The sequence below is a fragment of the Sanguibacter sp. 25GB23B1 genome (assembly GCF_040012415.1).
Classification (GTDB): Bacteria; Actinomycetota; Actinomycetes; order Actinomycetales; family Cellulomonadaceae; genus Sanguibacter.
Genome location: NZ_JBDYKL010000024.1, coordinates 25,489 through 49,425, shown reverse-complemented (window position 1 = coordinate 49,425; position 23,937 = coordinate 25,489). Strand labels below are relative to the sequence as shown.

The following is a 23,937-nucleotide window of genomic DNA, read 5'->3' as shown; positions in this document are numbered from 1 at the left end:
CCGATCGTCGAGGGTGCTGGTCGTCAGGCCGCGGGCGGTGCCGAGGGCAGCACGAACGTGCTGAAGGAGTCGGCCGGCAGCGTCGGCGTGAAGAGCTGCCCGTCGACGAGGAAGCGGACGGCCCGGTCCTCGCGGGTGTCGTTCTGGACGATGACGACGAGCGTCCCGTCCGGGTTGACGAAGGCGACCTGGTTCTCGAATCCGGTGTAGCTGGACGTGGGGACGACGCGGGCGCCTGCGTCGAGGAAGTGGCTGACGTGCTTGAAGAGGTAGTACTCGTGGTTGAAAGTGTACGTCGCCGCAGCGGTGTCGACGGTGACGAACGAGTTCTGCGCCCAGCCCCACCGGCTCAGCCCGCCGCGTTCGAGGGCGATGTTCCAGTACATGTAGGCGCTGGCACCGTGGGCGAAGAACTGCTTCATGAGCGTCCACGCGTACCGGCAGTACCGCCAGTCGTTGAGGCCGTCCCCGCACTCCTGCTCGGTCTGGTAGATCGTGAGGTCCGGGTGGTCGTGGTGCACGTGCGGCAGAGCACGCTTGCCCGCCCACTGGATCCCGACGCCGCGCACGTACCTCGCTGCCACGGGGTCGTCGAGGACGCGCTGGACGAGGCTGTCGTCGCCGCGCTCGAGCGTGCCGAGGAACACCTGGACGCCGCGCCGCTCCATCTCGGGGCCGAGGCGGGCGATGAAGAGGGCGAGCCCTTCGGGGGTCCACGTGCAGCTGGGGAACACCTGGGGCGAGTTGAACTCGTTCTGGGGCATGACCATCTCGACCCCGATGCCCAGCTCCCGGTACGCGTCGACGAACCGGCCGAAGTACGCGGCGTAGGCGCTGAGGTACGGCTCCTCCGTGCAGAACATGTCCGTGCCCTCGCGCCCCACCTGGTGGGGCTCGAGGCCGTTCTCGACATCCTGGAGACCGGGCATCGGCAGCGCGCCGGCGTAGTGCCCGGTCGTCTTCATCCAGGTCGGAGGGCTCCACGGGGACGCCCACAGCCGAAGGCTCGGCTGGCGCTCCTGGGCCGCGCGGATGAACGGGACGAGCGTCTCGAGGTCGTTGGCGATGCTGAAGTGCTCGAGCTCGAGGTCACCGGCGACCTCGTCGTAGGAGTACCAGTCCCGCGAGAAGTCGTTCGCACCGACGGGCATGCGACACAGCGTGAGGTTCGCGCCGACCCCCGGCGTGAAGAGCTCGTCGAGGATCTCCGCACGCTGCTCGGCGTCGAGCGCCTGGAGCGCGGTCCACCCGAGCTCGTTGAAGGACGCCCCGAAGCCCTCGATCGTCTGTGCCGGGGAGCCGATCTCGACGAAGACGTCCGGCATGGCCGTCACCGGTCCTGCCGCCGGGACCTCGCGGGACTGCCAGGGCTCGGACTCCGTCGTGACGACCCACTGCGCAGTCGTCGGGCGCGGTGCGGTCGTGCGTCCTGCGGTGCTCATGCTGCGTCCTCCTCGTCCAGCTCCACGTCGGCCTGCAGCGGCAGGTCGAGCACGGAGGTCCCGACCTCGACACGGAAGGTGCCCGGCTCGTGCTGCCATGCGCCGTCCTGCCAGTGTGCGGCCGCCCGGGCGTGGACCGGCACGGACACCGCGACCGTCTCGCCCGGCGCCGCGCGCACCACCGTGTGGGCGGCGAGCCAGCGCACGGGACGGTCGACTGCGGTCTCCGCACGGGAGAGGTACACCTGGACGACCTGCTTGCCGGCCCGGTCACCCGTGTTCGTCACGGTGAGGTGGACGGCGGCTCCGGACCCCGGCGTCAGTGCGCCCTCGACCCGGAGGTCGGCGAGCTCCCACGTGGTGTACCCGAGCCCGTGACCGAACGCGTATGCGGGCTCGGTCCCTGCCTTGAGCCAGGCGCGGTAGCCGATGTGGATGCCCTCGTCGTACGTGACGAGGCCGTCCACCGGGGTGACGTCGAGCACCGGGACGTCGGCCTGCGCCCGGGGCCACGTGGTGGGCAGGCGACCGCCGGGCTCCACGAGCCCGAGCAGGACGTCGGCAAGAGCGTCGCCCATCTCCTGTCCGCCGAAGTACGGCAGGACCACGGCCGCGACGTCGTCCCGCCAGGGCAGCAGCACCGGAGAGCCGGCGTTCACCACGACGACGACCGGTGTGCCCGTCGCGAGGACGGCCCGCACGAGCTCGTCCTGGCGGCCCGGGAGCGCGAGGTCGGTCCGGTCGAAGCCTTCGGACTCGACCTGGGAGTTCGTGCCCACGACGACGACGGCGACGTCGGCCGCCGACGCCGCAGCGACCGCCTCGGCGAGCAGCGCCTCGGGTGAGCTGGTGTCCGGCTCGAGCCCGAGGGTGATGGTGAAGACTCCGGCGAGCACCGAGTCACGCGAGGCGAGGTCGTACTCGACGCGCACGTCGACGGGCACGCCCGCGGCCACCGCGACCGGCGCGGAGATGGACGGCGGCGAGAGGAAGCTCGCCCCGAGGTCCGTGCCGACGGCCTCGGCGCTGTCCTCGAGCAGCAGCTCGTCGCCGACGTAGATCCGCCCGTGGCCGACGGTCGAGAAGCCGAGGAGCACCTCGCCCGTGACGTCGGGCGTCCACGTGAGCGAGAGCTCGACCGTGCTCGCGGTGCTCACGGGGGCGTCGCCGCCGAAGTAGACGAGCGACGTGGCCAGGCGGTCCTCGCGGAACACCTCGTCGCCGGCAGCGTCGAGGAAGCGGACGAGCATGCCGTGCTGCGCGGTGGCGGGGTTGGTCACCTGCGCGAGCGGCAGCTCGGCGATGCCCTGCTGGACCACGGCCCCCACGGCGTACGTGACCTCGACGCCGGGCAGCGCGGACCGCAGACCGTCGAGCGGGGTGACGACCGCCTCGGGGAGGACGGTGGCCGAGCCGCCACCCTGGGTGCGCGCGTGCTGGGCGTTGTGCCCGATGACCGCGACGCGCGAGAGCGCCGCCGGGTCGAGCGGGAGGATCCCGTCGTTGGTGAGCAGGACGGTGCCCTCGGCGGCGGCCTCGCGCGCGAACGCGATCCCGTCCAGGGGCGCGGCGTCGCTGGTCAGGCTCGGCTCGAAGCCCTCGAGCGCACCGACGCGGGCCGCGAGCAGGAGGATCCGCAGCACCTTCTCGTCGATCGCCGACTCAGCGATGCGGCCGTCCCGGACGGCGTCGACGAGGGCCTGCCCCCACGGACCGTCCGGTCCGGGCATGACGAGGTCCTGCGCGGCCGCGGCCGACTCGACGCTGCGGACGGCGGTCCAGTCGCTGATGACGACGCCGTCGAAGCCCCACTCGTCCTTCAACGGAGTGCGCAGGAGCTCGTGCTCCGTCACGGTGACACCGTTGACCGCGTTGTACGACGACATGACGAGCCACGCGCCGGCATCGACGACCGGCTTCTCGAACGCGAGCAGGTAGAGCTCCCGCAGCGCGCGCTCCGAGACCTCGGTGCTCGCCGTGAAGCGGTCCGTCTCGTAGTCGTTGGCGATGTAGTGCTTGGGGGTGGCCCCGACGCCCTTCTCCTGCACGCCCTCCACATAGGCCGCGGCGAGGTCGGCGGTGAGCACCGGGTCCTCGCTGAACGCCTCGAAGTGACGCCCGCCGAGCGGCGAGCGGTGGAGGTTGATCGTCGGTCCGAGGACGACGTCGACGCCCTTGCGGCGGGCCTCCTGCGCGGAGACGTTGCCGTAGCGACGCGCGACCGCCGGGTCCCACGAGGAGGACAGCGCCGAGGCCGACGGCAGGTTGAGCGACGGCGAGCGCTCGTCCCACACCTCGCCGCGCACCCCGGACGGCCCGTCGGACACGAGGAGCCGGCGCAGCCCGATCTTCTCGATCGGCCACGTGGTCCAGAAGTCGCGCCCGGTGAGGAGCTGCACCTTCTCCTCGAGGGTGAGGCGGGCCAGCAGCTCGGCGAGCCTGGGTGAGCCGAGGGAGAGGTCGTCGGAGGTCGGGCGGGGCGAGCTGTCGTCGGGCATGGTGAGGCCTTTCGGGGACGGGAACGTGTCGATCGTGGGGAGCAGGCGGGTCGCGGACGGCACCGTCCGCGCTGGTCTAGGCGACCGCGCCGGCTTGCTGGTCCTGCTCTGCCTGCACGGCGAGCAGGCGCTGGCGCTCGGCGCGCCGCCGCTCCTGCGCGACCGGGTCGGGGACGGGCGACGCCATCCACAGGCGCTGCGTGTACGGGTGCTCGGGCGCCGACGTGACGTCCGCCGTCTCGCCGCGCTCGACGATCTCGCCCTGGTACATGACGGCCACGCGGTGGCTGACGTTGCGCACCACCTCGAGGTCGTGCGTGACGAAGAGGTACGCGACGCCGGTGCGCTCCTGGATCTCGACGAAGAGGTCGAGGACGCGCGCCTGGGTCGACAGGTCGAGCGCCGAGACGGGCTCGTCGCAGATGATGAGGCGCGGGTCGAGCGCGAGCGCCCGTGCGATGGCGACGCGCTGGCGCTGCCCGCCGCTGAACTCCCGCGGGAGCCGGCGCGCGGCGTCGGCCGGCAGGCGCACCTGTTCGAGCAGCTCGGCGACGCGCGACTGCGCGGCCTTGCGGCCCACGTCCCGGGCCGTGAGGGGCTCGGCGAGGATGTCGCCGATCGTCATGGACGGGTTGAGCGACGTGTACGGGTCCTGGAACACGACCTGGATGTCGCTGCCCATGCCCCGGCGCTCGCGGGAGCTCATCGCGGTGAGCTCGCGGCCGTCGAAGCGGATGGAGCCGCCGGTGACCGGGGCGAGGCCGAGGACGGCCCGCCCGAGGGTCGTCTTCCCGGAACCGGACTCGCCCACCAGGCCGACGCACTCGCCCGGTCGGATGTCGAGGCTGACGCCCTTGAGCGCCCGGAACGGCTTGGAGCGGAGGCCCTTGCTCGGGTACTCCACGACGACGTCCCGCATCTGCAGGAGTGGCTCGGTCATGACGTGCTCGCTTCCGTGCGCGGGGCTGTCGGGAGGTAGGGCGCCTGGTAGGGGTGCCGGGTGTTCTCCGGCGTGAGGATCGCGTCGAAGAGCTGGGTCGTGTACGGGTGCTCGTGCGCGACGAAGATGTCCCGCGTGGACCCGCGCTCGACGATGTGGCCCTCGCGCATGACGGCGACCCGGTCGCAGAGGTCGGCGACCACGCCGAAGTTGTGCGTGACGAGCAGGACGCCCATGTCGAAGTCGTCCTGGAGGTCGCGCAGCAGGTCGAGGATGTCGGCCTGGACGGTGACGTCGAGGGCGGTGGTCGGCTCGTCCGCGATGAGCAGCTCGGGCTCGCAGCTGATCGCCCCGGCGATGAGGACGCGCTGCGCCATGCCGCCGGACACCTGGTGCGGGTGGGACCGGAACACGCGTTCCGGGTTCTGGATGCCGACGCGGCCGAGGAGCTCGATGGCCCGGGTGCGGGCCTGCGCCCTGTTCAGCCCGAGGTGGATCCGCATCGGCTCGACGAGCTGGGTGCCGATGGTGAACGACGGGTCGAGGTTGCTCATCGGCTCCTGCGGGACGTAGGCGATCTCCTTGCCGCGGATCCGCGTCATGTCGCGCTCCGAGAGCCGGGCCAGGTCGCGCCCCTTCCACAGGACGCGGCCGCCGAGGATGCCGCCGCCCTCGGGGAGGAGCTTCATGACGGCGAAGGCGGACTGGGTCTTGCCCGAGCCCGACTCGCCGATGAGGCCGACGACCTCGCCGCGCCGGACGTCGAGGTCGATGCCGTGGACGATCTCCTTCGTGGAACCGTCCGGCATGGCGTACCCGACGCGCAGGCCCTCGACGCGCAGGACCGTCCGGTCGTCGTCCGCTGTCGGCGCGGTCCCGGCTGCGGGGCTCGTCTCGTCGACCGTGTCGACCGGGACGGCCAGGGTCACGGCGCGCCGCCGGCTCGAGGTGCTCTCGAGGGCGTCCCGGAGGGCGTTGGCGACGAGGGTCAGCGCGAGGCACACGAGCGCGATCGTCAGGCTGGGCCAGAGGATGAGCAGCGGCTGCTGGTAGATGCGGGAGAAGCCGTCGTTGAGCATGCTGCCCCACGTGGGGATCGACATGTCGCCGAGGCCGAGGAACTCGAGGCCGGCCTGGATCGCGATGGCGACGGAGGCGATGAACCCGGCCTGGATGATGATGGGCGCCCGGACGACGCGCAGCACGTGCCGGAAGATGATCCGCAGGTCGGACAGCCCGGCGACGCGCGCGGCGTCGACGTAGAGCTCGTTGCGGACGGACTGGACGGTCTGGCGCACGAGCCGGAAGACCGACGCCGAGAGGAGGATGCCGAAGATCGCCATCGCCCACCAGGCCGAGCTGCCGATGACGGACCGGGCGGCGAGCAGGACGACCATGCCGGGCAGGGCCATGAGGACGGCGGCGGCACCGGACGCGAGGGTGTCGAACCACTTGCCGAAGTAGCCGGCGACGAGGCCGCTCACGCCACCGACGAGCACCGCGACGGCGAGCGCGAGCGCGGCGCCGAGGAGGCTGAAGCGGCTGCCGTAGAGCAGTCGTGCGAAGACGTCGCGGCCGGCGCTGTCCCCGCCGAGGAGGTGGCCGTCGCCGGGGTCGCCGAGCACGTCCTGCAGCACGGCGACGCCCGGGTCGTGCGACGTGAGCAGGGGCGCGAAGACCGCTGCGAGCACGACGACCCCGAGGAACACGAGCGAGACGAGACCGAGCGGGTCGCGCAGCAGCCGCTGGGCGAGGGAGGCGTCCGGGGACCGGGTGTCGGGCGGGAGGGCGATGGGGGGCAGGTCGCTCATGAGACACGCGCCTTCGGGTTGAGCCAGCCGTGAGCGATGTCGATGATCACGTTGACGACGATGACGATGATGGCCACGACCACGACGACGCCCATGATCACGGGGATGTCGCCCTGGACGGTGCTGGAGACGGACAGCGAGCCGAGGCCGGGGACGGCGAACATCTGCTCGATGATCACGGCGCCGCCGAGGAGCCCGACGAACTGCAGGGCGAGGACGGACAGCCCGGGGCCGGCGGCGTTGCGCAGCACGTGCTTGTAGATGACGGAGCGCTGGGAGAGGCCGCGGCTGCGGAGCGTGCGGACGTAGTCCTGGCGCAGCGCGTCGATCATGGCGGACCGGACCTGCTGGGCGGTGCCGGCGATGCAGCCGATGGTCAGGGCGAGGACGGGCAGCGTGATCGAGGCGGCCCACTTCCCGATCGAGTCCTCGGGACGCGTGTACCCGGTGGGCGCGAACCATCCGAGGTTGATCGCGAAGAGGGTGACGAGACCGAGGGCGATGAGGTAGTTGGGGACGGCGGCGCCGCCGAGGGAGACGAACTGGACGACGCGGTCGACCCAGCCCCGTCGCACTGCGGCCCACACGCCGAGCGTGGTGGCGACGACGGCCGAGATGAGCGTGGAGATCACGACGAGGGAGAGCGTCACCCCGAGCCGCGAGCCGAGGACGTCGATCACGGGCGCACCGCTGAACCATGACGTCCCGAGGTCGCCCTGGACGGCGCCTCCGAGCCAGTCGGCGTAGCGCGAGAGGAGCGGGTCGTCGAGGCCGAGCTGCTGGGCTCGGAGGGCGACGGCCGCCTCGGAGGCGTTGTCCCCGAGCAGGCTGCGGGCGATGTCCGTGCCGGTGAGGTAGAGAAGGACGAATGCCAGGGCGCTGATGACCAGGAGCATGGCGATGCCGGTCAGCAGGCGTCGGGCGAGGAAGGTGACCATGGGAGCTCCTCCGAGCGCTGTGGGGGGCAGGCTGCGAGGCCTGCCCCCCGGCCGCGTCAGGCTGCGGGCTGGATGAGGTAGATGTACGGGACCACCATGTCGGCGGCCATGGTCACGTCGACCGTCGGCTTGCTGACGTAGATGTTGTCGACGAAGTAGAACGGCGCGAACCACGCCTCCTCGACGATGTAGCGGTTGAGGTCCTGGGCTGCGGTGGCGGCCTCGTCCTCGGTGCCGGTCTGCAGGGTGACGAGCAGCTCCGCGACCTCGGGGGTCGTCGTCTTGAAGGAGTTGAAGAGGGCGTCGGGCGTGATGGCGAACGTGGCGGTCTGCCAGTCGCTCGCCGACGCGAGGCGGAACCAGGTGGCGGGGTACTTGGCGCCCATGATGTCCGAGATGAGGTTGGTGCCGACGTCCGTGTAGCTCACGGTGATGCCGACGTCGGCGAGCTGCTGCTGGACCTGCGTGAGCATGCTGGAGTCGATCCCGGCTGCTGTGGGCATGCTCAGCTCGATGCCGTCGGCGTACCCGGCCTCGGCGAGGAGGTCGCGGGCCTTGTCGGGGTCGAACGCGTAGGCGCTGTCGAGCTCTTCGACGTACCCGTCGGTCGCGGGGCCGAAGATCTGGCTCGTCGGTGAGCCGTGGTCGAGGAGGATGGCGGAGAGGATGCCTTCCTTGTCGATCGCGTAGTTGATGGCCTGCCGGACGCGCACGTCGGCCAGCTCGGGGGCGACGGAGCCGTCGCGGTCGAGCAGCATGAGGCCTTCCCAGTCGAGCTGCGCGGTGTTGACGTCGTACCCGGCGGACTCGACCTGCTCGAGCGAGGAGAAGTTGCTGAACGAGGCTGCGTCCACCTGTCCGCCCTGGAGGGCGTTGAGGAGGGCCGACTGGTCGGCGTAGTAGTTCATGGTGAGGGTGTCGTAGCGCTCGAACGACTCGTCCCAGTAGTCGGGGTTCTTGTCGAACTCGTACGTGGAGCCGACGACGGTGGCCTCGGCGTCGAGGACGTACGGGCCGCTGCCGACGGGGTTGGTCGCGACGTCGGGGTTGTCCCACGAGTCGGGCGACGACATGTAGCCGAGGGGCTGGGTGAGCCAGTTGAGCATCATCGGGTCGGGCTGGGAGAGCGTGATGACGACGTGCGTGGGGTCGGTGGCCGCGACGCCGGCGACGAACGCGGCGTTGGAGAGGTCGGGCGTGCTGGACGAGCGGAAGTGCTCGATGTTCGCGACGACCGCGTCGGCGTCGAGCGCGACCCCGTCGGTGAAGGTGATCCCCTCGGTGAGGGTGAGCGTGAGGACCGTCCGGGTGTCGTCGTAGGACCACTCGGTCGCGATGCCGGGGACGATCTCGCCCTCGCCGTCCTGGCGGAGCAGCGTGTCGAACACGGCGGTGAAGTACTGGGTCTGCTGTCCGGAGGCGTAGCCCTGGACGTCGTACGAGATCGGGATGCCCGACTGTCCGAGGACCAGCGAGCCCGTCCCGCCGGCCGAGCCGCTCCCGGCGTCGTCGCTGCCGCCGCCGCAGGCGGTGGTGGTGGTGAGGAGCAGCAGGCCTGCCACTCCGAACGCAGTCATGCCTCGTCGCATGGTCATCTCCCTTGATGTGGACCCCGCGGACCGGGGTGTCGTCCCTGCACGCCACCCGCGAACGGTTCTGGGCCACCGATCTACTGTGACGTATCAGTGTGACGTATGAGCGACCATACGCGGTGACCCACGTCACGGCAAGGCTCGTTACCAGAAGGTGATATCGACACCGCCCGAGGGCGGCAGAACGGCCCGGTTCGGGCGATTCGTGGGCGCCCCCGACGACTCAGGTGCTGCGTCGGAGCACGAGCTCCGCAGCCATCGCCGACGCCTCGGACGCCGCCGCCGGGAGGACGAGCTCCGGCTTGAGGCGCTCCAGGAGCAACCGCCCCATCCTGCGACCGATGACGTCCGGGTGGATGTCGACCGTCGTCAGCGGAGGGACGGCGAACTGCGCCAGCGGGATGTTGTCCACGCCGATCACCGCGAGGTCGTCGGGAGCGGTGAGGCCGTGACGACGCATCCCCGCGAGGACCGCGAAGGCGATCTCGTCGTTGTACGCCGAGACGGCCGTCACCGGCTCGGGTCCGGCGAGGAGCTCGGCGACCGCGCGGGCGGCAGCGTCCTCGTCGAGCGGGACGGCGACGACGACCGGGGCCGGAAGTCCGCGTTCCGCGCACTCCGACCGCACACCCTCCAGCCGCCGGGTGAGGAACTCCCCGACCTTCGGGTCCGTCGACGCGGCGAACGCGATCCGCCGGTGACCACGATCGACGAGGTGCTGCACGTGCAACCGGCCCACGACGGACTGGGGCATGCCGAGCACCTGCGAGTCACCGAAGTCGAGGCCCGACGCGACGACGGGGATGCCCGCCTGCTCGATGCGCTCCCGCTCCTCGACGGGGAACGCGGCGAGGTTGGCGATCGCCGCCGGCATGAGCTCGTGCCACAGCGACGACAACGACCGGGCGTCCTGCTGACGCCGGTAGACCACGGTGTACCCGTGCGGCTCGACGATCTCGGTGATGGTTTCGATCGCCCGGGCGAGGTTCTCCCCGATCGGGGCGTCCGGCAGGACGACGAGGACCGACTCGCTCGTCCCCCGCCGCAGCGCCCGCGCGGCCGCGGACGGCGTGTACCCGAGCTCCTTCGCGGCCTGTCGCACCTTGGCGCGCGTGGTCTCCGGGAAGGTCTGGTTCGGGGCGTCGTTGAGCACGTAGCTCACCGTGCTCTGCGACACCCCTGCGTGCCGGGCCACGTCCCGTGCGGTCACCCGTCGTGCTGCCATGCGTCGTCCCCTCGATCGGGCATCACCATAACGCTCCGCGCGGTCGGACGGGCGCGCGCGGGCCGGCGCCACCCGCGGACTCCCCGTCAGGCCCAGCAGTACCGGGAGTTCGCCCACACGACGTAGAGCATCGGCGCCGAGAGCAGTCCGAGGCCGAGCGCAGGCTTCGCGACGACGAGGACGACGAGCAGCGCGACCGCCAGGAGCGAGACGAGCGCGAGGTACCAGCGTCGCACGGCGAGGTACGCGCTCGGCAGCGCCAGGCCCCGCAACGAGGCGCCGGGATCCTCCGCGAGCGCGACGAGCGCAAGCATCGACGCGGCGACGACGAGCACCCCGAGCACGACGAAGACCGGGGCGGTGAGCGCGCCGAGCGGATGGCTCCGCGCCGCGACGAGGTCGGTGCCGAGGACGGCCAGCGCGAGCGCCGCGACGCCCCCGACCGCGAACGCCTTGCGGGCGGTGCGCACCCACGCGGACGTGAAGGTGCGCACCACACGGGCGGACCCGTTGGCGGAGAGCTCCGCGAACACCGCGCACGCGGCGGCGAACGCGGGGGCCACCACGGTGCTCATGACCACGAAGAACGGCCACGAGCCGGCAGGGTCGGCGACCACGAGGAGCGGCACCAGCAGCGGAAGGCACGCCGCGACGAGGAGGAGGTTCGTCGCGACGAGCACGTAGACCGTGCCGAACGCCTGCCCGTACGTCTCGTGCGAGACCCGCGCGACGACGGCCCTCCCCCGCGCGTGGCCGGCGCTCATCCCTTGAGCCCGCTCGTCGCGATGCCCTGGATGAAGTAGCGCTGGCCGAAGAGGAAGATCACGAGGATCGGCAGCACGGACAGGACGGAACCCGTCATGATCATGGCGTACTCGGCGTCGTACTGGCCGATGAAGGAGCGCAGACCGAGCTGGATGGTCCACAGGTCGTTGTCGGTGAGGTAGATGAACGGACCCATGTAGTCGTTCCACGTCGCGACGAACGTCAGGAGCGAGAGGCTCGCGATGGCAGGCACCGAGAGCGGCAGCATGATGCGCCGGTAGATGGCCCACTCGCTCAGCCCGTCGATGCGTGCAGCCTCGACGATCTCGTCCGGGATGGACTGGTAGTACTGCCGCATGAGGAACACCCCGAAGGCGCCGAACGCCTGGAGGAGGATGAGCGACAGGTGGGTGTTCGTCAGCCCGGCCTTCTGCATCATGATGTACTGCGGGATCATGTACGCCTGCCACGGCACGGCGATCGTCGCGATGTAGGCGATGAAGAGGCCGTCGCGGCCCGGGAACCGGACCTTCGAGAAGCCGTAGGCCGCGAAGCTCCCCGTGAACACCTGCAGGAACGTGATGGTCACCGCGAGGAACAGCGAGTTCCCGAGGTACTTGGCGAGCGGGATCCGCGTCCAGATGTCGGCGTAGTTGCTGAACCGGAACTCGGTCGGGATCCACTGCGTGGGCACGGTGAAGACCTGGTTGTTGTTCTTCAGGGACGACGAGATCATCCAGAAGAACGGCACCATGACGAGCAGGGCGATGCCGACGAGGACGATGTAGCCGCCCACCTTCGCAAGGCCGTGGACCGGCCTCGCGGCGGACTTCGTCGGTGGGTCGAGGGGTGCGGGGACCGTGTCGCGCGCGGCGGCGAGCTCGGTGGTCATCACGCCTCCATCTTCTGGTTGCGGCGGTACTGGAGGACGGTGATCGACAGGACGATCACGAACAGCACCAGGGAGAGTGCGGAGGAGTAGCCGAAGCGGCCGTTGGTGATGCCCTCGCGGTAGATGAGCTGGGACAGCACGAGCGTGCTGCGCCCGGGCCCGCCGTCGGTCATGACGACGACGAGGTCGAAGATCTTGAAGCTGCCGATGGTGAGCATCATGAGGACGAAGAACGTCGTGGGCCGCAGCGACGGGATCGTCACGTTGCGGAACCGCTGCCACGCGCTCGCGCCGTCCATCTTCGCGGCCTCGTAGAGCTCGGGCGGGATCGTCTGGAGCCCGGCGAGGAAGAGGATCATGTAGTAGCCCATGTCCCGCCACACGCTCGTGATGATGACGGCGGGCATCGCCCACTGCGGGCTCGACGTCCATCCCGGCGGGTTGTCCATGCCGAGCGTCATGAGGAACTGGTTGACCGGCCCCTGCGTCGGGTTGAGAAGCATGTTCCACACGACGGCGACGGCGACGATCGACGTGATGTACGGGAAGAACGCCGCGGTGCGGAAGAAGTTCACGCCCCGCATCTTGCGGTTGAGCGCGAGCGCGAGGAGCAGGGAGACGACGAGCGTCAGCGGGATGTGGCCGATCGCGTAGTACGCCGTGTTGAAGAGCGCCACGTGGAAGTTCTTGTCCGTGAGCAGGCGCTGGAAGTTGTCGAGACCGACGAGCTCCGGGGTGCTGTAGGAGTCCCAGTCGGTGAACGCGATGAAGAACGTCGCCGCGACGGGCACGAGCGTCAGCAGCGCGAAGCCGATGAAGTTCGGCAGGAGGAAGCTCCAGCCGATGAGGGTGTTGCGCCGCACCTGCGCCTTGTTGGCGTAGGTGACGGTTGCGGACTTGGACATCGTTCCTCCGACCGGACCGGTCTGCGGGGGGACCGGGGGCGTGGCCCCCGGTCCCGTCGGACGGGCTGCTAGTTCTGCAGCGCCTCGTTGCGGACGCGCTCGCCCATCTCGGCGATGCCGTCCTCGAGGGAGACGCTGCCGGTCATGATGAGGTCGTGCTGCTCCATGAGGACCTGGTCCACGTCGGACGTCACCTCGCTCACCGGCATCTCGAGCACGATCTCGTCGGGCTCGAACGCGGCCTTCGAGAGGTCGTCCTGCGGCATGCCCTCGAGGGCGAAGTACGCGGTGGTGATCTCGTCGGACTGCAGCGCGGGCACGGTGCCGATCGAGGCGGCGGCCTTGGCACCCTCGGGGCCGGCGGCCCAGGCGACGAAGTCCTTCGCGGCGTCCGTGTTCTTGGCCTTCGCGTTGACGGCGAACGCCGTCGGTGAACCGAAGGTCGTCACGGAGTCGGCCCCGTCCTCCTGCGGCATCTGGGCGATGCCCCACTCGAAGGTCGTCTCGCCCTTCGCGGCGCTCGCGAGGAGCGAGCTGATGTACCAGGAACCCATCGGGAGCATCGCTGCCTGACCGGTGGAGAACATCGTCTGGTACGTCACCTGCTGGGACTTGGCGCTGGAGAAGTCGAGCGTCGCGCCCGCGTCCTGGAGGCCGAGAGCACGCTCGTAGTACGGCTCGAAGAACTCGTACTCGCCGCCGACGAGGTCGTCGCCCGTCTGCGCGGCCGAGATCGCCTGGACGACCGAGCGCCACACGTGGTGGTAGGTGCCGTAGACGGTCGGGCCCGTGCTGGGCGTGAGACCTGCGGCCGCCGCGTCGGTCGTGATCTTCTCGGCGAGGTCGACGTACTCGTCCCACGTGAGGTCGGCCGGGTACTCGAGGCCGAGCTCGTCGAACACCGTCTTGTTGTAGTAGAGCGCCCAGAAGTCCTGCCGGTACGGCAGCGCGAAGTACGTGCCGTCCTGGTCGAAGCTCTCCAGGCCCGCGAGCGCCTCCTGGTCCGTGGCCTCGGCGAGGTCGGTGATGTCCGCGAGCTGGCCACGGGTGGCGTAGCGCGAGTAGTCGGTGACGTTCTTCATCGTCAGGACGTCCGTGGTGTCGCCACCGGCGAGCATCGCGGTGACCTTCTCCGCGTAGTCGTCCGCGAGGATGTCGACCGGCTTGATGTCGATGTCGGGGTTCGCCGCCTCGTAGGCGTCGAAGAGGGCGTTGAACTCCGGGGTGCCCTCGAGGTTCCACACGGAGATGGTCAGCTCCGTCTTGCCGTCCGCGCGGCTCTCCGACTCACCGCCGCACCCGGTCAGGAGCAGAGCGGCCGCCAGGCTGACGCCGACTCCCCTCATGGCCTGACCCTTGGTCACGATGCGCTTCATTGCGTCTCCTCTCGGTGGCGGGGAACGTCGTCGTGCCTCGCCGGGGTGTGCGGGTACAGGTCGGTGGGGTGTCCGCCGTCCTGGTCACCGACGGGCACGCGCACTCGGGTGCGCACCCCGTCGGGCCACGTGACGTGCACGTGGGAGAAGTGGTCTCCGGTCGCGTCGACCTGGAGCTGGGTGGTGTCGTCCGGCTGGGGTGCGGCGTCGCGGTCCGGACCGAGGAGGCCCACGCCGACGGCCCACCACGTGCCGGGGAGGACGGGTCCGGCGAGCCAGGGGGTGCGCGCGGCGGGTCCGAGCGGGGACGCGTCGGCTGAGGTCGTCGTGCCTGCGGTCGCGGGTCCGGAGCCCCCCGGCCCCGGGAGCCCGACGAGCACGGACCGCACCCGTGGCCCGGTGACGCGGGCGTCGGGGCGCGCGGGGTCGACGACCGCGGTCGGCTCGACGTCCCCTGCCACGGGCCAGCCCGACACCCGGAGGGTGGTGGCCGCGGGGTCGGCGTCGTCCACGCGGACGAGGCGGACCTCCCACGCGCCGCGGACGAGCGACACGGTCGTGACGGTCCCCGCGTGCGTCGCCTCGCCGTGGAGGCCGGAGCCGTGGCGCTGCTGGTCGGGGTCGGGAGCGAGCCAGTGCGCCCGGGCGCGCGAGGCGGCGACGGCGACCCGCGCGTCCGGCGCGGTCTCGCCCTCGCCCTCGGGGTCGTCCGCGGTCTCGCCGTCGATCGCGAGGCCGAGCACCACCATGCCGGTGCGGTGGCTCGCGTTCCCGTCGGCGTCGAGGAGGACGACGGACTGGTCGAGCGGCGCGCGCCACGCGGCGTCGTCGAGCAGGGGCGAGGTCGCGGTCGAGTAGCCGATGCGCGCGTAGAGGGGTGAGTCGCCGCCCTGGGCGCCCTCGGTCGCGTGGTCGGTCCCGTGGTTGACCACGCGGACGATCCCGTCGGCTCGCGTGCCGGAGACGATCCAGCCGGGAGCACGCACGATCCGCAGACGGTCGGCCGTCTCGAGCGGCAACGGTTCCTCGGTCGCCGTCCACACGGGGTGGTCGGCGGGCAGCGCGAGGCCGATCATGCCCTTGCTCGCCCAGTACGGGGAGCCGGGGCCGGAGTAGGACTGCGACAGTCGCGGCCACGCGTGGTGCCAGCCCTGCGTGAGGAGACCGTCGGCGTCGGGAGCGCCGTGGTCGACGAAGTGCCCGAGGACACCGGACGCCGCTCGGCGCAGGACGCCCGGCGACACCGACGGGACACCCGCGATCGCACCGACCCAGTACGGGGCGGCGGCCGCGAAACGATAGACGAGGCTGCGGCCCTGGACGAGCGGCGAACCGTCCGCACCGACGAGCTCGACAGCGTCCTGGAGGAAGCGGTCGAGGCGCTGGAGATCGGTGTCTCCGCGGGCGGCGGCCAGGTCGGTCGCGCCGGCCATCCGCGCCCAGAGCGTCGGGTAGAGGTGCAGCGCCCACCCGGCGTAGTGGTCGTAGGAGCGCTCGGCACCGTCGGCGAGCCAGCCGTCGGCGCGGACGAAGGTGTCGTGCGTCGCGAGGTCGGCGGCCATCTCGTCGAGCGAGTGCGGGCCGCCCACGGACCGCAGGAACGTCTGCACGACGAGGCGGAACCACACCCAGTTGATCCGCGGGTACGTGTCGTCCCCCACGGCGGCCGCGAGGTAGTCGACGACGCGCTCCTGCACCTGCGGGTCGAGCCGGTCCCACAACCACGGGCGCGTGAGGTCGAGGACGAGCGCGAGCGACGCCGCCTCGACCTTCGCCTGGGCGTGCTCCTCGAGCCGCACCCAGCGGTCGGGGCTCGACGGGTCGGTGCCCGCTGCGATGCCGGCGGCGAACCACTCGGCGAGGTTGGCGGGGTCGTGGCCGCGCTCCCCCGCGAGCCGGAAGCCCGCGAGGAGGAACGTCCGTGCGAAGCCCTCGAGACCGTCGACCGCCGCGCCGTAGCCGCCTGGGCCGCCCGGGAGCAGCACCTGGGCGTGCCCGGGCGACGCGAAGGGACGGACCGCGGCGAGCATGTCGTCGGCGAGCGACGCCCAGCGGTCACGGCTCCAGCCGGTGATCGGCGCGCGGTCGGGGCTCATGCGCTCACCGTGAGCTCGTCGCGCGTGACGGGGGTCGTCAGCGGGCGGCCGTCGAGCAGGCGCTCCAGCTCGTCGAGGGCGTGGTTGCTCATGCGGCGCGTCTCGGAGCCGAGGGAGCCGGCGATGTGCGGGGTGATCATGACGTTCGGCAGCTCGTAGAGCCGCGAGCCCTGGGGCAGGGGCTCGGGCTCGGTGACGTCGAGGATCGCGTCGATCCTCCCTGCGGCGCACTCGACGAGCAGGGCGTCATGGTCGACGAGAGCGCCCCGGGCGGTGTTGACGAGGGTCGCTCCGGCGGGCAGGAGCGCGAGCTCGCGGGCCCCGATCATGTGGTGCGTCTCGGCGAGCGCCGGGGCGTGGAGGGAGAGGATCTCGCTGCGGCGCAGGACCTCGTCGAGCGGGACGAGCGTTCCGCCGGCGGCGGTGACCGCGGCAGGGTCGGCGTACGGGTCGCTCACGAGCACGTCGGCCGTGTCGAGCATCCGCAGGAGCTCGACGACACGTCGGCCGATGCGGGAGAAGCCGACGATGCCGATGGTGCGGCCGTGGTTGGAGAGGGTGCCGCGGCTCGCGGCCTGCGACCACCCGTCGCGGTCGAGGCGTGCGGTGGCGGCGAGGAACGGCGCCTTCTTGCCGGCCATGATGATCGCGGCGAGCGTGTACTCCGCGACGGGGACCGCATTCTCTTCCGCGGCGCTGCTCACGACGAGGTCTCGTCGCCACGCCTCGGGGCCGACGAGGCCCCGGACGCTGCCGGCGCAGTGGAGGACGGCGCGCAGCCGTGGGGCCGCGGCGAGCCGTGTCGCGTCGAGCGCGGGGGCGCCCCAGGAGGTGAGGAGCACCTCGACGTCGGCGAGCCGTGCGTGCGCCTCGGGGGTGTCGAGCTCGTGGAGGACGACGGGATCCCCGAGATCGACGAGGGCCTTGAGCCTCGTGAGCTGTTCGGCCTGGAACTGGAGCGCGAACGTCGCCGGGTCCATGACGAGGAGGGCGTGCGGCCGATCGGTGGTGCGTCCTCGTGCGATCACGCGCACCCCTTCGTCGTCGAAGCCGTTCCGACCGTCCTTGGCCTGAATCGATCGCCTCACGATCATCTCTGATCGTTTACCGGCAATGCGCTCATACAACCGATGAAAGTCGATCATGTCAAGACCCGATTGATTCCTGATACGATCACAAACGATCATGACGGTCGGGGACGACCGTCGCTGCCGACGGATCTCGATGAGGAGACATGTCCCAGACCCCACCGCCCTTCCGTGGCCCCCTCGCTGCAGCCTGGGACGACGCCGCCGGCGCCCTGGCGCTGCGCGACTCGCTCGTCGACCCGACCCGCGCGCTGCCCGCGCCGACCGCGAGCGCCCGGGCGTCCTGGGACCTCGACAGCCCGGAGGCCGACACGACCACGCTCGCCGCGATACTTGCCCGCGCCGACGCCGAGGCAGGCACCCCGTGGCCCCACCCGACGGCCCGGCAGTACGCGCGCTACTTCCGCGACGGCGACCGCGAGGAGTACCAGGGAGCGGTCTTCGCCCGTCAGCACCGGGTCACGCGGGCCGTCGTCGCCGCCGCGGTCACGCTCTCGCCCGAGCGGCTCGACGAGGCTGCAGACGGGATCGTCGCGCTCTGCGAGCAGAGCACCTGGTGCTGGCCCGCGCACGACGACACGTTCGCCGCCCACGGCGCGGTCGTACCCACCGTCACCGATCCGTACCTCGACCTCGGCGCGGGCGAGGTCGCCGGCCAGCTCGCGTGGGCCGACCACCTCCTCGGCGATCTCCTCGACGCCCGCCTCCCTGGCGTCCGGGCCCGCATCCGCCACGAGGTGCACACCCGGGTCCTCGCCCCCTTCGTCCGCCGCCGCGACTGGCACTGGCTCGGGCTCGACGGCGACGCCCACAACTGGAACCCGTGGATCCACGGCAACGTGCTCGCTGCGGCGCTGCGTCTCGTCGACGACCCGGTCGCGCGCAGCGAGATCGTCTCCCTCGCGATCGAGGGGATCGACCGCTACGTCGCCGTCCTGCCGGAGGACGGCGCGGTCGACGAGGGCTACTCCTACTGGTGGAACGGGGCGTGCCGCACGCTCGAGGCGCTCGAGCTGCTCGAGCACGCGACCGGAGGCGCGCTCGACGCCTCCGGCGTCCCCGCCCTGCGGGAGACGGTCGCGTTCCCGCACCGCATGCACCTCGGCGGCGACTGGTACCTCAACGTGGCCGACGGTCAGGCGCGGCCGCCGCGGGACCAGCCGTGGCACGCCCTGCACCGCTGGGCCCTGCGGGCCGGGGACGACGACGCCCGCCGCCACGCAGCCTCCTACCGCGAGCCCGGGGCCCCCGTCGCGAACGAGGCGGACGGCCTCGGTCGGCTCGTGCGCGCGCTCACCGACCCGGTGTGGCTCGACGCGCGACCCGAGCAGCCACCGCTCGTCCGCGACGTCTGGTTGCCCTCGACCCAGGTGCTCCTCGCCCGCGCGACCGCAGGCACACCCCGCGGCCTGACGCTCGCCGCGAAGGGCGGGCACAACGGCGAGAACCACAACCACGACGACGTCGGCAGCGTCGTCGTCGCCGTCGGCGGCGTCCCCGTCCTCGTCGACGCCGGACGACCCACGTACACCGCGCAGACCTTCGGCCCCGACCGCTACGCCCTGTGGCCCATGCAGAGCGCCTGGCACTCCGTCCCCGAGATCCGTGGGACAGGCCAGTCCGAGGGGGAGTCCTTCGCGGCCCGGGACGTCGTCACCTCGGCCGACGACGCTCGGACCCGCATGACGATGGACCTCGCAGCGGCGTACCCGCGCGACGACGTCCGGCGCTGGACGCGCACCGCGACCCTCGACCGGGGCACCGAGACCGTCGAGATCGAGGACGACTGGGACCTCACGGCGGACCCGACGTCCGACCCGGCGGGCCCGCAGGTCTCGAGCACCCAGCCGTCGAGCCCGCAGCCGTTGCGGCTGCGCTACCTCCTCGCGGGCGACGTGCGGGTGCACTCCCCGGGAGTGGTCGAGATCCGGCCGACCGACGGCGGGGACGCTACGCTCCTGACGTGGAGCCCGGCCACCGCGCGCCCGACGCTCGAGGTACGCCCGCTGGACGACCCGATGCTCGCCGACGTGTGGGGTGCACGGCTCACCCGGCTGACGCTCGAGATCGACGACACCGGCCAGGCGACGACAGGGACGATGCTCGTGCAGATCCAGGTGCGACGGTGAGGGGGGTGCGGTCATGCCGGAGGGGACGACAGTGACGCCCGGCGCTCGCGGCGCCCTGCCCGTGACCCGCCGCGCACAGGTGCTCGACGCCCTCCAGGAGCACGGCACCGTCCGGGTCTCCGAGCTCGTCGACGCCCTGGGCGTCACGGCCGTGACCGTCCGTCGGGACATCGCGCAGCTGGCTGAGGAGGGGCTCGTCCGGCGCGTCCACGGCGGCGCGACGCTCGTCGAGCCGCTCACGACGACCCCGGCCGGCTCGGCCGGCTCGGGCGGCTCGGGCACCACCGACGACGACCTCGACCTGCCCTTCCCGGTCGAGGAGACGCCGATCGAGACCGTCGTCCCCAGCACCAGCGCGGGTGCTTCCCGGCCCACGCACTCGATCGGGATGCTCGTCCCGTCGCTCGACTACTACTGGCCGGGAGTCGTCCGAGGTGCCGAGCAGGAGGCTCGCGACCGCGGGATGCGGATCGTCCTGCGCGGGTCGTCGTACGAGAGCGTCGACGACCGTCCCCAGCTCGAGCGGCTCCTCGAGACGAGCGGGGTCGACGGCTTCCTCGTCGCTCCGAACATGAGCTCGCCACGCTCGGCGGAGCTCGTCGCGTGGCTCGCGTCGATCGAGCAGCCCGTGGTCCTCGTCGAGCGCACCGCGACCGTCGCGCCGTACCACGAGGCCATGGAGTCGGTGGTCACGGACCACGCCCTCGGTGCGGCTGTCGCCGTCCGGCACCTGGCCGACCTCGGCCACCGGCGCATCGGCCTCGTGCTGAGCACGCAGAGCCCCACCGCGAAGCACCTGCGGGCGGGCTACCTCCAGGCCACGTCCGCAGACGGCCTGACGACCGAAGGTGTCGTCGACGAGGCGTACGAGTCGGACGAGTGGGACAGCCGCATCGACGCGATCCTCGACGACTGCCTGTCCTCGGGGACGACCGCCCTGCTCATCCACTCCGACCCGGAGGCCATGGCCCTCGTCCAGCGCTGTGAAGAGCGCGGCCTGTCGGTCCCGGGCGACCTCTCGGTCGTCGCGTACGACGACGAGATCGCCGGCCTCTTCTCCCCGGCGCTCACCGCGGTGCGCCCACCCCGCACGTCCGTGGGGCGCGCCGCGATCTCCCTCCTGGCCGACCGGCTGCGCGACCCGGGCCGACCGACGCACCGCGTCGTCATCAGCCCGAGCCTGCGCCTCCGGGAGTCCTCGGGGCCGCCGACTAGAACCGCGTGATGCCGTAGACCTGGCGGTCCTGCATGAAGAGCGACCGCAACCGCAGGAGGGCGCGGTCCGTGCGCTCCTGGAGGAGTCCGGCGGCGCCGAGCGTCACCGGGTCGGTGCCACCGAGGTAGAGGGATCCGAGCACCGCGACGTCGAGCTCGATGTCGGCGTGCGCGTCGTCGGGCTCGCGCGTGACCGTCGCCGATCCGGCGCGCGTCTCGACACGGAACACCCCGTCAGCGAGGTGGAGGCTGTCCGTGACCCGCAGGGTGAGCGTGTCCTCGACCGAGTACGGCCGGGCTTCGAGAGCCGCGACCGGGTCGAGGATGCGGAGCCACACGAGGTCGGCCTCCTCCGTGATCCTCCGCAGCCGGCTGTCCGCGAGCGCGTGGTGCAGGGGGTCGTCGAGCGGAGCCGTCCGCCAGGTGATCTCGCTCGCGAGGTCGATCGACAGGAGCAGCTCCCAGAGGCCGAGGTACGCGTCGGGCGTCACGGCGACGAGGTCGACGATCTTCAGCGAGTAGATGTCGCCACGCTCCTCGACGAGGTAGGTGACGTAGCCGTCGATCTCGCCGTCGGGGCTGGTGTGGATCGCGGCCCGCACCCCGAGGTTGGGCTGCATGTCCTCCGAGGCGCCGGTGAGCAGGCGGGTCCACTCCCCGGAGTGGCGGTCGATGGATCCGGGGGTCGAGGTGTGGAAACGCTCGAACACCCGCCGCGCGACGGGCTCGAGCTGCGCCGGGTCGGCGAGCTCGACGCTGCCTGCCGGAGTGCTCAGGAGGTGGACGGGCCGCTCGGACTGGACCCGGACGCCGCGCACGTGGGTCGCTGCCCCGAAGCCGAAGCGCCGGTAGATGGTCGCCTCCGAGGCGGTGAGCGCGGCGATCGACAAGCCGGACTCGGCTGCCCGGGAGAGGTTGTCGACCATCATGGCGCGGAGGATGCCGCGGCGGCGGTGGCTCGGGCGGACCGTGACGTCGGAGATGAGGTGGGCGTCGACGAGCACTCCTGCGCCGACGTCGAGCGACGCGGTGAAGGAGGTGAACGTGCCGACGGGGTAGGTCTCGCCCAGCGCGCTCTGCGGCACGTCGGCGCTCGTGCGGCCCGCGGCAGGGTCGGAGGTGGCACGCAGGTAGACGCCCGTCAGCTCCCTGCCGTCGGCGATGATGTGGCGTGTCGCGTCCGCTTCCCGTCCCGGGTCCTGGAAGCGTTTCTCGTGGAAGGCGACCTGCACCGAGGCCAACCAGCCTGATGTCGCCTCATCAGCCCGGTCTCCGTCGAGAGCGGGGGCGAAGTGGCGGATCTCGTAGCTGTCGTCGAGGGTGCTCATCGGTCCAGACTACGAGGGGATGCCGGTCCCCCGCTGCCCCAGAGGCGGTCGCGCCGCTGGCAGGGGACCGGCGCAGCGCTCACGGCGTCAGGACGACCTTGCCCCGGACACCGCTCGACTCCGAGCGGGCGTGCGCGCGAGCGACGTCCTCGAAGGGGTGGACGGCGGTGACGCGCGGGCGGATCACACCGGCGTCCGTGAGCTCGACGAGCCGCTCGAGGTCCGTCACCTCCGCTGCGACGGAGACGTAGGCGACCGTGATCCCGCGCACGGGTTGCGGGACGGTGCCCGGGATCACCTCGACGAAGGTGCCGGCGTCGGACAGGACCTCGAGGACCGGCGCACCGAGGTGTGCCGCGTCGATGACGGAGCCGACCCCGCCGGGGAACAGCCGGGCGACCTCGTCGAGGGTCTCCACGAAGTGCTTCGCGCCCCACGCGAGGACGGCGTCGCGGTCGCCGGCGCGCGCGAGCGCGACGACCTCGCGTCCGTCGTGCGCCGCGACCTGGACGGCGACCGACCCGACGGCGCCGGCCGCGCCGGTGACGAGGAGCGCTCCGCGCGGTCCGTCGGCCGCCGCGAGCGCCTGCAGCGCTGTCGACCCGGCGAGCGGCAGTGTCGCGGCGGCGGTCGCGTCCACCGTGGTGGGGGCGACGGCGACCGCACCGGCATCGAGGACGACGAGCTCGGCCTGGGCACCGGCGGTCGCGGCCATGTTGAGGGTCAGCCCGATGACCTGGTCACCGACCTCGAGGCGTCCGTCGGTGCCGGTCGCGACGTCGACGACCGTCCCGGCCAGGTCCCACCCGAGGGCGTAGGTCTCCTGCGGCGCCTGGAGCCCGACGCTCGCGAGGTACCCGGTGCGTGTGGCGACGTCGACGGGGTTGACGGCGGCGGCGGTGACACGGACGGCGACCTGTCCGGGTCCGGCGACGGGCTCGGGCACGTCGGCGACGTGTGCGGCCTCGGGTCCGCCGAAGGTGGTGACGACGACTGCGCGCATGATGGTCTCCTCTGCGTGGTGGCCCCACGGTCGCGGGGGCCTGTGCAGAGCACGCTAGGCGGCTGTACTCTCTCCGGGTAAGTAGGCACCTGAGAGTGCGTAACTCTCCCGAAGGTGCTCCAGGAGTCTCATCGCGCCCAGGACAGGGGTCTCGTCGTGACGAAGACGGCAGAGCAGCGGCGCCTCGACGCCCAGCAGGAGTACAACGCGTTCCTCGCCGACTGCCCCACCCGTGACCTCCTCATGACGATCAGCGAGAAGTGGTACGGACTCGTCCTCAACGCGATCGCCGACGGGGCGTCCCGGTTCAGCGAGATCGGCCGGACGGTGGCGGGTGTGAGCCAGAAGATGCTCACGCAGACGCTGCGGCGCATGGAGCGCGACGGGATCGTCGTCCGGACAGTGACGCCGAGCGTCCCGGTCCGCGTGGACTACACGCTCACCCCTCTCGGCGAGAGCCTGCGCCCGGTCATGGCCGCGATCAAGGCCTGGTCCGAGTCGAACATCGAGGACGTCCGCGCCGCCCGCACCCACTACGACGACCGCCCGGCCGCCTGACGCCGCTCCCCACCCGGCCGCCGCCGAGCTCGGCACTCCGAGTCCGGTTCGGCATTCCGTGGTGCCGATCTGAACCAGAAGGGCCGAGCTCGACGCCAGCGGGGCGGCGGCCAGACGGGCCAGGCTGTGCTGGGCC

The 23,937-nt window shown here is 71.7% G+C and carries 18 protein-coding genes; 3 read left to right on the top strand and 15 right to left on the bottom strand.

Annotated features, from left to right (window positions below; all coding sequences use genetic code 11):
• Nucleotides 1–23 precede the first annotated feature (23 nt).
• The 13 genes from ABKW26_RS13530 to ABKW26_RS13470 all read right to left on the bottom strand — a co-directional run bounded on the left by ABKW26_RS13530 (nt 24) and on the right by ABKW26_RS13470 (nt 17,568).
• Complete coding sequence (locus ABKW26_RS13530; protein WP_348594296.1) at nt 24–1,442, bottom strand: glycoside hydrolase family 30 beta sandwich domain-containing protein; 1,419 nt, start codon at nt 1,440–1,442, stop codon at nt 24–26.
• Nucleotides 1,439–3,940, bottom strand: coding sequence for a glycoside hydrolase family 3 C-terminal domain-containing protein (locus ABKW26_RS13525; protein ID WP_348594295.1), 2,502 nt, complete (start codon nt 3,938–3,940; stop codon nt 1,439–1,441). The genes ABKW26_RS13530 and ABKW26_RS13525 overlap by 4 nt, the downstream gene beginning before the upstream one ends.
• A gap of 76 nt (nt 3,941–4,016) precedes the next feature.
• Nucleotides 4,017–4,880 carry an ATP-binding cassette domain-containing protein gene (locus ABKW26_RS13520; RefSeq protein WP_348594294.1) on the bottom strand — a complete coding sequence of 288 codons (864 nt, stop codon included), beginning with the start codon at nt 4,878–4,880 and terminating at the stop codon, nt 4,017–4,019.
• Complete coding sequence (locus ABKW26_RS13515; RefSeq protein ID WP_348594293.1) at nt 4,877–6,691, bottom strand: dipeptide/oligopeptide/nickel ABC transporter permease/ATP-binding protein; 1,815 nt, start codon at nt 6,689–6,691, stop codon at nt 4,877–4,879. Before ABKW26_RS13515 ends, ABKW26_RS13520 begins: the two co-directional genes overlap by 4 nt.
• On the bottom strand, nt 6,688–7,629 hold the full coding sequence (locus tag ABKW26_RS13510; protein WP_348594292.1) for an ABC transporter permease: 942 nt from the start codon (nt 7,627–7,629) through the stop codon (nt 6,688–6,690). Before ABKW26_RS13510 ends, ABKW26_RS13515 begins: the two co-directional genes overlap by 4 nt.
• A 56-nt stretch (nt 7,630–7,685) precedes the next feature.
• Complete coding sequence (locus ABKW26_RS13505) at nt 7,686–9,206, bottom strand: ABC transporter substrate-binding protein (protein WP_348594291.1); 1,521 nt, start codon at nt 9,204–9,206, stop codon at nt 7,686–7,688.
• Nucleotides 9,207–9,444: 238 nt separating this feature from the next.
• Nucleotides 9,445–10,446, bottom strand: coding sequence for a LacI family DNA-binding transcriptional regulator (locus ABKW26_RS13500; RefSeq protein ID WP_348594290.1), 1,002 nt, complete (start codon nt 10,444–10,446; stop codon nt 9,445–9,447).
• Nucleotides 10,447–10,532: 86 nt separating this feature from the next.
• Nucleotides 10,533–11,210: a ferredoxin-NADPH reductase gene (locus ABKW26_RS13495; RefSeq protein ID WP_348594289.1), complete on the bottom strand. Its 678-nt coding sequence runs from the start codon at nt 11,208–11,210 to the stop codon at nt 10,533–10,535.
• A complete protein-coding gene (locus tag ABKW26_RS13490) occupies nt 11,207–12,103 on the bottom strand; it encodes a carbohydrate ABC transporter permease (protein ID WP_348594288.1) in 897 nt (298 codons plus the stop codon). The genes ABKW26_RS13495 and ABKW26_RS13490 overlap by 4 nt, the downstream gene beginning before the upstream one ends.
• Nucleotides 12,103–13,008 carry a sugar ABC transporter permease gene (locus ABKW26_RS13485; protein ID WP_348594287.1) on the bottom strand — a complete coding sequence of 302 codons (906 nt, stop codon included), beginning with the start codon at nt 13,006–13,008 and terminating at the stop codon, nt 12,103–12,105. Before ABKW26_RS13485 ends, ABKW26_RS13490 begins: the two co-directional genes overlap by 1 nt.
• Before the next feature lie 68 nt (nt 13,009–13,076).
• A complete protein-coding gene (locus ABKW26_RS13480; protein ID WP_348594286.1) occupies nt 13,077–14,384 on the bottom strand; it encodes a sugar ABC transporter substrate-binding protein in 1,308 nt (435 codons plus the stop codon).
• Complete coding sequence (locus tag ABKW26_RS13475) at nt 14,381–16,480, bottom strand: DUF2264 domain-containing protein (RefSeq protein WP_348594285.1); 2,100 nt, start codon at nt 16,478–16,480, stop codon at nt 14,381–14,383. The genes ABKW26_RS13480 and ABKW26_RS13475 overlap by 4 nt, the downstream gene beginning before the upstream one ends.
• Nucleotides 16,477–17,568, bottom strand: coding sequence for a hydroxyacid dehydrogenase (locus tag ABKW26_RS13470; protein ID WP_348594284.1), 1,092 nt, complete (start codon nt 17,566–17,568; stop codon nt 16,477–16,479). Before ABKW26_RS13470 ends, ABKW26_RS13475 begins: the two co-directional genes overlap by 4 nt.
• Before the next feature lie 146 nt (nt 17,569–17,714).
• Between ABKW26_RS13470 and ABKW26_RS13465 the strand changes: the two genes are divergently transcribed.
• Nucleotides 17,715–19,697 (top strand): heparinase II/III family protein, encoded by a 1,983-nt coding sequence (locus ABKW26_RS13465; protein ID WP_348594283.1) that lies wholly within the window; start codon nt 17,715–17,717, stop codon nt 19,695–19,697.
• 13 nt (nt 19,698–19,710) lie between these two features.
• Nucleotides 19,711–20,922 carry a substrate-binding domain-containing protein gene (locus ABKW26_RS13460; RefSeq protein WP_348594282.1) on the top strand — a complete coding sequence of 404 codons (1,212 nt, stop codon included), beginning with the start codon at nt 19,711–19,713 and terminating at the stop codon, nt 20,920–20,922.
• On the opposite strand, the gene ABKW26_RS13455 is transcribed toward ABKW26_RS13460, so the two are convergent.
• On the bottom strand, nt 20,909–22,240 hold the full coding sequence (locus tag ABKW26_RS13455; RefSeq protein WP_348594281.1) for a GNAT family N-acetyltransferase: 1,332 nt from the start codon (nt 22,238–22,240) through the stop codon (nt 20,909–20,911). The genes ABKW26_RS13460 and ABKW26_RS13455 overlap by 14 nt on opposite strands.
• Before the next feature lie 79 nt (nt 22,241–22,319).
• Nucleotides 22,320–23,243, bottom strand: a complete 924-nt coding sequence (locus ABKW26_RS13450; RefSeq protein ID WP_348594280.1) for a zinc-binding dehydrogenase — start codon at nt 23,241–23,243, stop codon at nt 22,320–22,322.
• A gap of 156 nt (nt 23,244–23,399) precedes the next feature.
• Here ABKW26_RS13450 and ABKW26_RS13445 point away from each other — a divergent pair, with 156 nt between their 5' ends.
• Nucleotides 23,400–23,801 carry a helix-turn-helix domain-containing protein gene (locus ABKW26_RS13445; protein WP_348594278.1) on the top strand — a complete coding sequence of 134 codons (402 nt, stop codon included), beginning with the start codon at nt 23,400–23,402 and terminating at the stop codon, nt 23,799–23,801.
• The last annotated feature ends 136 nt before the right edge of the window (nt 23,802–23,937 follow it).